Consider the following 13437-nt stretch of genomic DNA (forward strand, 5'->3'; position numbering starts at 1 on the left):
CTATCGCCGTGAACCTAACGCAGCGGAAGCAGACAGGTTATTTTTACCAGACTCCTGCGCTTGAACAGCCGATTGCTCCCGAGACTTTCTCAGGGGGATAATTTGCACGGCACAGGCTTTGAGTTCTGGCTCTAAAGAAATGGGACAGACTGCTGGATGGGTGAGCGCGTTCACTTCAGCATCATCGGCCCAAAGCGCACCCCAGTGCATGGGCATAAAGACGGTGCCAGGAGAAATAGCTTTAGTGATCTGAGCCGGGAGTTTTGCTTGACCACGACGCGATCGCAACTCCACCCACTCCCCCTCTTCAATCTCAAGTTTTTGAGCATCACGGGGATGAATCTCAAGAAACGGCTCGGGGTGCATCTTAACAATCTTAGGAATCCGACCCGTACGGCTTTGGGTATGCCAGTGGCCGTACAGCCGCCCCGTCGTCAGCACCAGAGGGAACTCAGGATCGGGGGGTTCTGCTAAACCTTTGGCATGAAACGCACTGAACTTAGCCCGTCCATCCGCCGTTGGGAAGCGCTGATCGGTGTATAAGCGCTTACCCGACTGCTGCGGATTCATTTCCCACTCAGGGCAGGGCCACTGAATCGGGCCTTGGTTGCGTAAACGCTCATGACTAAGACCTGCCATATCGCAGACTCGGTTCTGCGTTAGCCGTACAAACTCGTCATAAACCTCAGCCGAACTCTCAAAATCAAACGCTGCCTCATAGCCCAAACGTCGTCCTACTTCTGCAAAAATCTCCCAGTCAGCCCTAGCATCCCAGGTTAGGTTACGGAACTTGGGGCAGTAGGTGACCACCCGCTCAGAATTGGTCATAATCCCAGTTTTCTCACCCCACTGAGCCGCAGGCAGCAGCACATGGGCAAACTCCGCCGTCTCGGTAGGGTAATAAGCATCCTGACAGACCGTAAACGGTGACTTTCGCAACGCCGATTTCGTGCGTTCAATATCAGGCATACTCACCGCGGGATTGGTCGCAGCCACCCAAAAAACGCCGACCTTTCGCTGCTCTAAGCCCACAATCATGTCCCAGGCCGCTAGCCCTGGATTCGGAGAGATGCTGCCCTCCGGTAAACGCCAGACCTGCTCAACCTCTTGGCGATGCTCAGGATTTTTCACCACCCGATAACCGGGCAAAATATGCGACAGTCCACCCGCTTCTCTGCCCCCCATCGCATTGGGTTGGCCCGTCAACGAAAAAGGACCCGCTCCCGGCTTACCAAGATTGCCCGTCATGAGGTGCAGATTAATAATCGTACGAACTTTAGCCGTCCCTTCAGAAGATTGATTGATGCCCATTGACCATAGAGACAGCACTTTTTTAGACTCGCCCCAGTAACGAGCCGCTTTCTCTAGATCATCAACGCGAATGCCGCAGTCTCGAGCCACCAATTCCGGTGGATAATCCTTTAAGACCTTTGCAAAGGTAGCAAAGCCAGCCGTACACTCGTCGATAAACAACGAGTCAAATTTATTCCAGCGCAGCAGTAAATGGGCGATGCCGTTGAGGAGATTAATATCAGTTCCCGGTTTGATCGCTAGATGTAAGTCTGCGTTCTTAGTCGTACTGGTAGCGCGCGGGTCCACCACAATCAGCTTGACGTTTCGGTTTTTCTTGTGATGCTTCTGCAGGCGATTAAAAACGATGGGATGGCATTCAGCCGTATTGGTGCCAATCAAAAACGCGCAGTCCGTCTCTTCTAAATCGTCATAGCAGGCTGGAGGGCCGTCAGAACCAAAGCTTTGGATATATCCTGCCACCGCCGAAGACATGCACAGACGTGAGTTAGCATCGAAGTTGTTCGTCCCTAAGCAGCCCTTGATTAGCTTTTGGGCAATGTAATAATCCTCTGTCTGAAACTGGCCCGATCCATACATGCAGATGGCGTCTGGCCCTTGGGCTGCTACGACCTTTTTGATTTGAAGCGCAATCCGATCGAGGGCTTCATCCCAAGTGACTTCACGAAAGGGCTGATCCAAAGAATCACGAATCATCGGGACTTTAAGCCGATCTTTCTCTAGAGATTCAGCAATAGTGGCCCCCTTGACGCAGACCTGACCTTTACTAGAGGGATGGTTGCGATCTCCCCTCACCTGCCACATGGGATTGCCCAATGAATCACGGGTCACGGGCTTACCCGGTAGGGCCGGGGGCAAAACTTCTAAGCCGCAGCCCACACCACAGTAAGGACAAAGAGTCTTAGTAGGAGCTACCATAATGCGTCTTTTAAACGACAGATTAAAAATAGAGAAATCAGCATCACAAGACCTTGGCCCTATGATGCTGAACATTGATCAAAGCAACTGTCTCATCGGAGACATATTGAGACGCTAGACATTGGTTCTAACTTGAGCTGGGGCTGCCGCATAGTTACTTTCTTCACCTTCATGCAGCTCAGCAAAAGAGTCCTTGGGTTCTTCTAAAAAGAACACGCAAAGGAAAGCCACAATCAATCCGGCTACACCTAAAACCTGGAAAAAAGCAGCGTTGACGCTGGCAAGCACCTCAGGAGTCGGATCTATGCCTCCTGAAAAGTTTTCTGTTAATAGAAGGCGAGTTGTAAGATAGGCCACTGCACCGACGTTTCCGTAAGCACCAACATTCCCAGCAATCTGGCCGGTGACGCGACGCTTCACCAGCGGCACAATCGCAAAGGTCGCGCCTTCAGATGCCTGCACAAAGAATGAGCAAGCCATCGTTAGCAGAATCGCACCCGGTAACCACCAGCCCCCGTTAACGCTGCCCATCAGCAGATAGCCAATTCCCATACCGCCTGTGAGAATCACCATGGTCCACTTGCGGCTGCCCATACGGTCAGAAATAATGCCGCCCCCTGGACGAGACACTAGGTTCATAAAGGCATAGCTGGCAGCAATAATACCGGCAGTCGCCTTGTCCAAACCAAAGGTACCTTCAAAGAAAGCTGGCAGCATGGTCACCACCGCTAACTCAGAACCGAAATTAACAATGTAAGTGAGCTCTAAAATTGCAACTTGCTTGAACTTAAAGCGATCTTCGGGTGGATACCGCTTGCGACCGGCCAGCAGATCTTTATTAACGGTCCAGCAGTTATAGGCCTGAAAGAGGTACAAGCCCAGTAGTGCCAGCCAAGCAATTACCATGGCTCCATTCGAGAGGAAGCCAACTTTTTCTAAACGCCAAGCCAAGACCATCAAAATCAGGGTCAAGGGCACATTCATCGCCATCAAGAACCAAAAGTCACGGGCAGAGGTGACTTCCATGCCTCGGGCGCTAGTGGGACGCTGATAGACTTTGCCCGGTGGTGTGTTAGTGACGTTGTTGTAATAAATGACGCCGTAAATAGCGGCAAAGATTCCAGACCCGGCAATGGCGGCCCGCCAGTTCAGCACATCACTACTAAATGAAGGGAAAAACAAAATCTTAAAGGTTTCAGGCTCTCCGAAATTAAAGGCTCCGGGGATAATGCTGCTCAAGATAACGGCAAAGATCACCATTGTGAAAGCAGAGAAAGCAGAGCCGAAGTTCCCCCAACCGCCATAGATACCTTCTGCCGTACCCACTTCTTTCGGCGGAAACCACTCTGCAGTCATACGAATGCCGATCACAAAGCCAGCACCGACAATCCCCATCAACAGACGACCCACTACCAGCTGACTGAAGCCGCCCTCTGCTGGAGCCGTCGCAAAAATCAGGCAGGGAATCGCTGAATAGACGAGCAAACAAGAGTAGGTCAAACGGGGACCGTAGCGGTCTAACACCATCCCGATTAAGATACGGGCAGGAACCGTCAGCGCTACGTTACAGAGTCCGATGGTCTGGACCTGCTGTGGTGACAAGCCAAATTCTTGCTGAATTGTGGTGGCAAAAGGTGGAAAGTTAAACCAGACAACAAAGCTCAGGAAAAAAGCAAACCAGGTCAAATGTAAGATCTTGTAGCGGCCCTTAAAGGACAGCAATTGCGTGAGCATGGACTCGTCTCCTGTTCCAAAAAAAATTCAGTTTATACAACAGCCGATCTAGCTCCCATAGATGGCTGAGGATTTCTTTCAACAAACCGTAGGGGTAGAGCTTCCCTGGATTCAGGCTCTCTTCAGTCAGTGAGCACAACTCGCCCTACGGGATGGGCAATGCAGGTCAGGATATACCCGGCCTCTTGCTCATCGGCCTCCAAGCCATCGGGGTCACCAGCGTAGGAGATATCTCCCTCTAGTAGCTTTTGCTTGCAGGTGCCGCAGCTACCGGACTGGCAACTGCTCTCAATGGCAACCCCAGCCTGTTCAGCAAACTCAAGAATGGTTTGACTGTCGTCTCCCTCAATGGCTTGGCCTGCGATGCAGACCACGGCAGGCTTGGGCGGGGCGGCAGGTTCTGCAGGGGCAGTAGTCGCCGCCGCTGTCGGGGCTGGAGGTGTGAAAACTTGCTGGTCTTGACGGTCGGCAACCATCGTTAGACTTGCTGAACGATGGCGACCGAGTCGAGCGCCTGTGACTGAATCTGAGCATTCAGGATCGCGAGGTTGGGCACCAAAGTTTTCTGTGAGCAACCCCTTGAGGACATCTTTAAGATCTTCGCAAGGAACGCTTTGCTGGACGCATTCACCGAGCTTTGCGTCTTTGCCTACGGTGCCGCCCATGTAAATATTGACGGCCTCAACGGTTTTGCCATCTTTGCGGGCCTTAGTCCCCATGAGGCCAATATCGGCAACTTGGGGCTGACCGCAGGAGTTAGGACAGCCGGTAAAGTGCATTCGCACCGGCTTGGGAAGATCGAGTTCTTGATCGAGTTCATCGATCAGTGCCGTCGCCTGATTTTTGGTTTCAATCAGGCCAAATTTGCAAAACTGGCTACCGGTGCAGGAGACAAGGGCGCGGGCTAGGGGTTTAGGTTCGACGGAAAAAACGTCGAGGAGTGGCTCCCGCAGAAAAGCACCTAAGCGTGAGTCTGGGATATTTGGAATAATTGCGTTCTGCTCCACCGTGAGCCGAATTTCACCACTGCCGTATACGTCTGCAAGTCGAGCCAGATCAAACATTTCAGCAGCGAAGAGGCGACCCACGGGGATATGCACACCCACAAAGTTCAACCCCGGCTGCTTTTGGGCATGGACACCAATGTGATCACGTTTATCCCACAGAATCTCATCTTTTTCAGCTTCGGTTTCGAGGTCACAGCCAATGTGCGCTTCAATGGCAGCACGAAACTTTTCCATGCCCCACTCTTCGATCAGCCACATCAGGCGCGACTGATGACGCTTAGCTCGGGAACCATGATCTCGAAAGATAACAAGAATGGCTTCAGAGATAGCAACAACGTCTAGTGGCTCCACCCAAACATTGAGCGGAATCGCGGGGGCGCAGCGTTTGGCAGAGAAGAAGCCGCCCACTAATACGTTGAAGCCCAGTTTCTTATTCTTGTATGCCGGTACAAAGGCAATGTCGTTGATTTCAGCATGTACAGAGTTGTCGCGGCAACCTGCGATCGCAATGTTGAATTTACGGGGCAGATTGGTGAACGAAGGGTTCCCCTTGCTGTTGTTGGTAATCATGTCTTGGACCTTACGGACCAGGCCCCGCGTGTCGATCAGCTCATCAGCATCGAGACCCGCCACCGGCGACCCTGTGATGTTGCGAACGTTATCCATGCCCGACTGAATGCTGGTTAACCCCGCCTGCTCTAGGCGCTGAAAAATATCAGGAATATCTTCAAGACGAACCCCCCGCAACTGCAGATTTTGACGGGTCGTAATGTCTGCATTACCATCATCGCCGTAGCGCTGAACGATTTCAGCGAGCGTCCGCATTTGACCACTGGTAATACAGCCGTGGGGCATCCGCAGCCGCAGCATGAACTTACCAGGGGTGACGGGACGAAAGAAAATGCCCAGCCACTTAAGGCGCTGCGTCAGATCGGTCTCATCCATGGCTTCCCAGCCAATCTGAGCAAAGTGGTCTAGCTCTTCTTTGACTGCAAGACCATCTTTCTCGACCTTATAGCGCTCAAACTTATTTAGTTTTTCTGGCAAATTTATGGTCGTAGTCAAAGCGGGGCACTCCCTAAAGACAGTCGAATGAAGATTTAATCTGATGGCCCACGGCTGCACAGGTATAAAAACTCATTAGAAGTCAAGATAGCGAGGGTCACTCATAGGGTTCGTAGCGATAGCTACCAAATGTTAAGCTTTTATGAAGAACACGCGATATTTCTATGCAAGATCGACATGCAAAAATCGCATTGTTTCTCTAGTTGAGTGCATATAAGAGATAGAGAAGTTGGTCCCTGACGCAAGCCACGATATGTCAACACTGACCGCCGCACTTGAGGTTTTACAATCCGGTGACTTTCATGCCCGCTGGGATGCGGCCAAGGCACTTGCGGGTTTTGGAGAACAAGCAATCGCACCCCTGGCGCAGCTTTTGCAGAGTCCTGACTCTGATGTAGAGCTGCAGTGGGTGGCGGCACGGGCGCTGGGTGACTTTCAGCACCCTGATGCACTAATGGCATTAGCCACTTCGCTCTGTACCACTGAAGATGACGAGATTAGCGAAATTGCCGCGGAGACCCTAGGCAGTATGGGGGCAGCGGCGATTCCGATTTTAGAGGACTATCTGCAGAGCCATCAGACGACGTTACCTGCGATTCAAGCACTAGCCCATATCCGTGATGCTAAAACAATTCCCCTGCTGCTGCAGGCCGCTCAGCAGGAACGGGCAGAGATTCGGGCAGCGGCGATGGAAGCACTTAGCGCTTTTCATAGACCTCAAGTTGTCCCTGCTCTGATACAAGGACTGAGCGATCTGAGTCCTCAGGTACGGCAGATCGCTGTGATGGGGCTTGGATATCGGCCACAAGAGCCACTCGACTGGATGACTCTGGTTCAGCCGCTGCTGCACGATGACAGCTTGCAGGTTAGTCAGCAGACAGCCTTAACCCTGGGACGGTTGGGGTTGACCCAGCCTTTGCTGAACCATTTAAAGACAGATTGTTCTGTTGCACTGAAGCGCACGGTTATTCAAGCTTTGGGGCGGGTGGGTAATCGTCAGGCTTTGCAGCATCTAAGGCAGGCATTTCAGTTAGCAGCGGCATCAGAGTCTTGGGATCTGGCGCGAGGCGTGATTGATGAGATCGCAACTCTACAAACCCAGCAGCCATTGGCCACCCAAATGTTGCTAGAGATTCTAGAGCAGCCGCAGCCGATGATGATTTTAAATGCGATCGCAACTGCCCTCGGTCAACTCAGACAACCCGAAGCGATGGAGGCCCTGATTCAGCTTTTGGCCCAGCCGGATTTAGGGGTTCGACTACATGCGATCGCAGCCCTCAAACAGCTCCAGAACTGTAATGTGCACCAGCACTTGCAGACCTTAGCAAATAATCCTGAAGTGACGGCCGAGCTCACCACGGGAGTGACTCTTGCTCTCCAAGAATGGTAGAGAAGCAGATCGGTACCACGAGGCCTGAACAGACAATGTGATCAGCATGAAGCGTCAAGAAATACTTTTAGGCAAAGCAGATAATATACAAATCAGCACTCAAAAACATACAAATCCTTCAAGAAAACAAACATTTACAGAATGATCTCAAACACTTAGCAAATGAAAGATATTACTTAATAGCTCATCAAGATTTTAAGCTGGGAAGCAAAGCAGCCGTATTGCAGAATCGATAAACTATATTAGGCAGATTAACCAGAGTATCTTCCGAACACAATCTACGAATTAACCATATTTTTTTACTGGAAAAATAAAATAAACTTTCCAATAATTATGCTTTTAAAGTTAAACCTATAGTTGCGTCGTCAGTTTAATACTAGGTTTCAGCACAAGCCACGGGGGATACAAGGCATGTCTAACTCTGACCCATCAGAGTCGCAATTATTAGTGGATTCTCAGAATTCTCATCCCCTTCTAGTCGTAGGGATAGGAGCCTCTGCTGGCGGTCTCAAGGCACTGGAGCAGTTCTTTGAAAACATGCCCCAAGGCAGTGGAGCAGCCTTCGTGGTCATTCAGCATCTCTCTCCCGACTTTAAGAGTCTTATGAATGAGCTGCTGGGACGACGCACTCAAATGGGTATCTATAAAGTAGAAGAGGGCATGGCCTTAGAGCCAAACGCCATTTACCTGATACCCCCAGGAAAAAACCTCGTTATCGAAGAGAACCGTCTCCGTCTATCCGATCAACATCGGGGAACAGGTTCTCCCCTCAACCTTCCCATTGACATCTTTTTCCAGTCCCTAGCCAAACACTGTGCAGAGCGCTCCATTGGAATTGTTCTTTCTGGGACAGGCAGCGACGGCACCCGTGGACTTCAAGATATTCACCAAGCCGGCGGCATTGCCTTAGTTCAAGATCCCACAACGGCTGAGTTTGACGGGATGCCCCAGAGCGCTATTAACACAGACATTATTGATCAGGTCGCTCCACCTTCAGAACTCGCCCAAGTCATTTACCACTTCAGCCAGTCCCCTATTGATGCCCAGCAGTTTAGGGCTGAGACCAGTCTCCTACGCGCAGGTTCACAAAAACTGCAGCACATTATTTCCATTTTGGCTGAGCAAGGCCAGTTTGATTTTTCTCACTACAAACCCAATACGTTAAGTCGTCGGATTCATCGCCGCTGCGTCATTGCAGGGTTTACCGATCTTGATGACTATATTGAGTACTTAACCAACACAGCCACAGAGCAGGCACTGCTCCGCACCAATCTACTGATCAGCGTCACCCGTTTCTTTAGAGATCTAGACGCCTGGGACTTTATCGAACAGGAGGTGATGCCGCAGCTCGTAGCGAACACAAAAGAGAAGACTCAGCTCCGTATTTGGGTCACAGCCTGTGCCACGGGTGAAGAAGCCTACTCAATGGCTATCCTTGCCCATGAAGCCATTAAACGCTCTGGGCGATCCATTGACGTCAAGATTTTTGCCACTGATGTTCATGTGGCAGCCTTAGAAAAAGCGGCCCAAGGCGTTTACCCGGCCAGCATTGCCAATGACTTAACAGAAGAGCGTCTCCAACACTATTTCACCCCAAAAGAGAATACCTTCGAAGTCAGCCGCCAACTGCGAGAGATGCTGATTTTTGCCCCTCACAATTTGGGTAAAGATGCAGGCTTCACGCGCATGAGCTTGGTGAGCTGCCGCAATGTTTTGATTTATCTGCAACCTGACCTGCAGCAGCGGGTGCTGCGCAATCTTCACTTTTCGCTAATCGCTCAGGGCGTCCTGTTTTTGGGGGAATCAGAAACCCTAGCCGACCTGCAAGAAGAGTTCGGCACCCTGCATCAACGGAATAAAATTTTTCAGAAACTGCGGGATGTTCGCCTCCCAATTAGTATGCAGGGGTCAGGTCAACTTTCAAGTCCAGTCTCTCGCTATACAGCCCAGACTATCAGTCCACCACGACTCGATCCAATGCTGAGTGAGGCATTTAAGTCGTTCTTAGTGGCGGGCAATATCACCTGCTTAATCGTTGATCCAGATCATCAACTCCTCCATGTCTGTGGCGATCCGCTCAACATACTGCAGATGCCAGACGGTCCCGTCACTCGAGAGTTGACAAAGATGGTGCCGCAGCCGTTGCAGCTCCCGCTCAGCACAGCACTTCATAGAGCACAGCGGAATCAAGAAACAGTAGAGTACACAGGCATTCAGCTAACTGGGGAAGACACAGCTCAAAGTATCAACTTGAAGGTCACCTATCATCAAAGCAGTAAATTAGGCAAAGCCTTTATATTGGTCGCAATTTCGTCGGTGGAGTCCTTATCCTTAGGTATCACTACTGCTGCCCAAACCTTTGAAGCAGATACAGAAGTCACCCAGCGAATTATGCAGTTAGAGCATGAACTGCAGCAAACTCGTGAAAATTTACAGGCCACAATTGAAGAGCTAGAAACCACCAATGAAGAGCAGCAGGCGACCAATGAAGAGCTGGTCGCTTCTAATGAGGAGCTGCAGAGTACAAATGAAGAGCTACACGCCGTTAATGAAGAACTCTACACCGTTAATGCAGAGTACCAATCTAAAATTCAAGAACTCACTGACCTCAACAATGACGTTGATAATTTGCTCAGCAATATTGATATTGGCGTCATCTTTCTAGACGCAAAGCTAAGAATTCGGAAGTTTACCTCTGCTGCAACTCAATTCTTGAACCTCGTCAATGCGGATGTGGGTCGGCCTCTGGGTCATTTTTCCCATAACCTTGACTGCCCTGACCTGCTGGAGACGCTAACGACAGTCATGGAGACAGACGACTCCATTGAGCAGGAAGTGAGCGTTAATTCAGGCGGTGCCCCACTATTAATGCGGGTTCATCCTTATCGTCTTCAAGGTCAGCAATCGCAAGGTGTTGTCCTGACCTTCGTGAATATCAGCACCATCAAACAGGCTCAGGTACTGCTGCGACAGGAAGTCAACGATCGCAAGCGGGCTGAAGCGGCTCTACAAACCCTCAATAAGACACTGGAGCAGCGGGTCAAGGAGCAAACTGCTGAACTGTTACTAGCCAATCGCCAGCTATTGCAAGAGGTCTCTGAGCGTAAGCAAGTTCAGGCAGAACTCGATCAATTTTTTGAGGTGTCCCTTCACTTACTGTGTATTGCCAATGTTGATGGCTACTTTAAGCGGCTCAATCCCAGCTTTGAAAAAATATTGGGGCACAGTTCCGCTGAACTCCTAGAGCGACCGTTCGTTGACTTTATTCATCCAGATGACATCAACGCGACACTCGCTGAAGTTAACAAACAGTCCCAGGGTTTTAGAACAGCTTACTTTGAAAACCGCTATCGCTGCCGAGACGGATCCTATCGCTGGTTGGCTTGGTCCAGCGTTCCTGCACCAGATGGCAGGATCTACGCAACCGCCAGTGACATCACAGAGCTTAAGCATACACAAGCTTCTTTACGTCTCAAGAACGCGGAGTTAGATGCTATTTTTCGTGCCCTGCCAGACGCTGTTGTGTTTGCCGATCTAGATCGGCAAATTCAAATGGTAAACCCTGCCTTCAATGAGCTTTTCGGCTACACTACGGCAGATATTCTGGGTCAGTCGACTCAGCGACTCTATGCCAATCCCACAGACTACGAAGCCCAGAGCCAAACTCGGTTTAACTTAGAAGCTGCGGATCAACTCAAGCCCTATGAAATTTGCTACCGTCACCAGGATGGAGAGACCTTTCCAGCTGAAACGGTCGGCACCACGGTTCAAGCTGAAAATGGAGAGACGGTGGGATTTATTGGGGTCGTGCGAGATATTCGCGATCGCAAAGCCACAGAACGCAGCATTCAACGTCAGCTGGTCGCAATGGAATCAGCAAGCATCGGCATTGCGATGCTCAATGCTGGTCGATTTATTTACGTCAATCAGGCCCATAGTCACCTCTTTGGCTTTAGTGGGTCTCAAGCTTTAATCGACCAGCCCTGGCAAAGTCTCTACGAAGCAGATCAAATAGCCGTTATTGAGCAAGAAATCTTTCCACAATTACAGGAAAAGGGTTACTGGAAAGGAGAAGTTCAGGCAAAGCGCCAGGATGGACAGCTCTTTGACGAAGAGCTGTCTCTGTCCTTGACCCCTGCAGGTGATCTCATCTGTCTCTGCCAAGACATCACCGAGCGCAAGCAGGTTGAGAATCACCAAGAGAGTCTTTTGGATGCCCTGACCCGCTCCAATCGGGATCTTGAGCAGTTTGCCTACGTCGCCTCCCACGACCTTCGAGAACCGCTCCGTAAAGTCAAAAGCTTTTCTGAATTGTTGGTACAGGGCTACAGAGAGCAGTTAGATAGCAATGCCCGACAATATATCGACTTCATGACCAGCGGTGTGGAGCGCATGGAAGCCCTGATTCAAGACCTGTTGACCTACTCGCGTCTCAGTCAAGACACCAACACACTCGTCGAGGTTGATCTTGGGACAACGTTAAAGGCTGTATTGCAGGACCTAGCATTGCTCATTGATGAGCACCAAGCCTCTATTACCTATTGCGATAGCGAGCTGCCCACAATCACAGCAAATGCCATGGCTATGCAGCAGCTCTTTCTCAACCTGATCAGCAATGCCATTAAGTTCAGAAGCGACAAACCACCCACTATCAACATTTCTGTTCAAAAGCAGCCGCAAGGATGGCTCATTGCTGTAGAGGATAACGGAATCGGGCTTGATCAAAAATTCAAGGACCGTATTTTTGTGATCTTTCAGCGCCTCCATAGCCGTACCCAGTATCCTGGAACGGGGATTGGTCTCGCACTTTGTCGGAAAATTATAGAAAATCTTGGCGGACGAATCTGGGTTGAGTCAGAAGTGGGTCAAGGCTCTACTTTTTACTTCACGCTGCCGCAGGAGTTCAATATGCTCATGCACTGAACCGATATTAAGCTAAGAAGTTCGGCAACACCATAGCTTGTGTCTCCGTGGTGTTCGTAAGAGCTGGATCGCTTTGACGCCTATTGGACTGTAGAACGAACTTAAGAATATCGTCGGCACATGTCTTTGTCAGTGGCTTAGAACAGCTAGTCAAGATTTCTGGAAATTGCGCGATCTGCTCAAGAACATGAGGGGACAAATGCGTTGCTAATAAAACAACTTCTGTCTGCCTAGAAACCTTGAGATCACGACAAGCCCTTAGAAACTCAAAGCCATCCATGCGAGGCAGGTGGATATCTAAAAAGATTAGATCGACAGCTTCATGATCACTGGCCTGCAAATATTCCAGTGCCTCATCAGCGTAGAGGAATTCATGAACCGTTTCGATTAAGCCAGACGACTCAAGATGAATACGATGAATGTAGTTGTCAGCTCCATCATCGTCTATTAAGAGAACTGACTTAAGTTTGCCTAGCGGGTGCATAAATTCTATTTTCAGACAGCCTGAAATGATCGACTACATTCAGTGTGCCCGCTTAGATCAGGGAGTCTTACCTTGCTGACAATAGGGTGGTGAAAAAATCATTCATTCTGCAACGGTAGCTCGGCAGTCGTGAGCCAGAAGTGCTGGACTTGCTCAACCATTTGCATAAACTGATCCAGGTCGCTCGGCTTCCTTACGTAGCAATTAGCTCCCAGTGCATAGGTCCCCAAGATATCTTCATCTGCATCTGAGGTTGTCAACACAACCACAGGAATTGACTTGAAATTTTTTTCTTGTTTGACAGTCTGTAAAACTTCTTTGCCGCTCAGGCCAGGTAAATTCAAATCTAAAAGAATTAAGTTGGGGCGTTGTACGTTGGCATACTGACCCTCATTGCGTAGATAACTAAGTGCATCCTGTCCATTACCCACCACGTTAAGGTCTAGGGCAGCCCCAGTGCGAGCTAGACCAATGCGAGTGAGTTCAGCATCACCGGGATCATCTTCAACTAACAGAACTTGAAAATTACGGGATGTCATTATGACTCAACTACTTAGCAAGGATTCAGATTGACTCAATGCGATCTATTAATGATTGTAGTTCAG

General features: G+C 50.0%; 7 protein-coding genes. 2 read left to right on the forward strand and 5 right to left on the reverse strand.

What is annotated here, in order from left to right:
- From C1752_RS09850 to C1752_RS09860, 3 genes are all read right to left on the reverse strand, one after another.
- Positions 1-2229: a molybdopterin oxidoreductase family protein gene (locus tag C1752_RS09850; protein ID WP_110985900.1), complete on the reverse strand. Its 2229-nt coding sequence runs from the start codon at positions 2227-2229 to the stop codon at positions 1-3.
- A 114-nt stretch (positions 2230-2343) separates the two neighbouring features.
- Entirely contained in the window at positions 2344-3963 is a 1620-nt protein-coding gene (locus C1752_RS09855) for an MFS transporter (protein WP_110985901.1), read from the reverse strand.
- 122 nt (positions 3964-4085) lie between these two features.
- The gene (locus C1752_RS09860; protein ID WP_110985902.1) at positions 4086-6035 is read right to left on the reverse strand and encodes a ferredoxin--nitrite reductase; all 1950 of its coding nucleotides are present in this window, start codon (positions 6033-6035) and stop codon (positions 4086-4088) included.
- Positions 6036-6288: 253 nt separating this feature from the next.
- On the opposite strand from C1752_RS09860, the gene C1752_RS09865 reads away from it, so the two are divergent.
- Together C1752_RS09865 and C1752_RS09870 are read left to right on the forward strand one after the other, a co-directional pair.
- On the forward strand, positions 6289-7425 hold the full coding sequence (locus C1752_RS09865; RefSeq protein ID WP_110985903.1) for a HEAT repeat domain-containing protein: 1137 nt from the start codon (positions 6289-6291) through the stop codon (positions 7423-7425).
- 411 nt (positions 7426-7836) lie between these two features.
- On the forward strand, positions 7837-12348 hold the full coding sequence (locus tag C1752_RS09870; protein WP_110985904.1) for a chemotaxis protein CheB: 4512 nt from the start codon (positions 7837-7839) through the stop codon (positions 12346-12348).
- A gap of 7 nt (positions 12349-12355) precedes the next feature.
- Here C1752_RS09870 and C1752_RS09875 read toward each other — a convergent pair whose 3' ends face one another.
- Together C1752_RS09875 and C1752_RS09880 are read right to left on the reverse strand one after the other, a co-directional pair.
- Positions 12356-12832, reverse strand: coding sequence for a response regulator (locus C1752_RS09875; protein WP_110985905.1), 477 nt, complete (start codon positions 12830-12832; stop codon positions 12356-12358).
- A gap of 98 nt (positions 12833-12930) precedes the next feature.
- Complete coding sequence (locus C1752_RS09880; protein WP_110985906.1) at positions 12931-13371, reverse strand: response regulator; 441 nt, start codon at positions 13369-13371, stop codon at positions 12931-12933.
- Between the last annotated feature and the right edge of the window lie 66 nt (positions 13372-13437).

It is taken from the genome of Acaryochloris thomasi RCC1774 (assembly GCF_003231495.1).
Taxonomy (GTDB): Bacteria; Cyanobacteriota; Cyanobacteriia; order Thermosynechococcales; family Thermosynechococcaceae; genus RCC1774.

Coding starts and splice junctions, on each gene's coding strand:
- C1752_RS09850 (WP_110985900.1), bottom strand. CDS start 2,229: ATGGTAGCTCCTACTAAGACTCTTTGTCCTTACTGTGGTGTGGGCTGC.
- C1752_RS09855 (WP_110985901.1), bottom strand. CDS start 3,963: ATGCTCACGCAATTGCTGTCCTTTAAGGGCCGCTACAAGATCTTACAT.
- C1752_RS09865 (WP_110985903.1), top strand. CDS start 6,289: ATGTCAACACTGACCGCCGCACTTGAGGTTTTACAATCCGGTGACTTT.
- C1752_RS09870 (WP_110985904.1), top strand. CDS start 7,837: ATGTCTAACTCTGACCCATCAGAGTCGCAATTATTAGTGGATTCTCAG.
- C1752_RS09875 (WP_110985905.1), bottom strand. CDS start 12,832: ATGCACCCGCTAGGCAAACTTAAGTCAGTTCTCTTAATAGACGATGAT.
- C1752_RS09880 (WP_110985906.1), bottom strand. CDS start 13,371: ATGACATCCCGTAATTTTCAAGTTCTGTTAGTTGAAGATGATCCCGGT.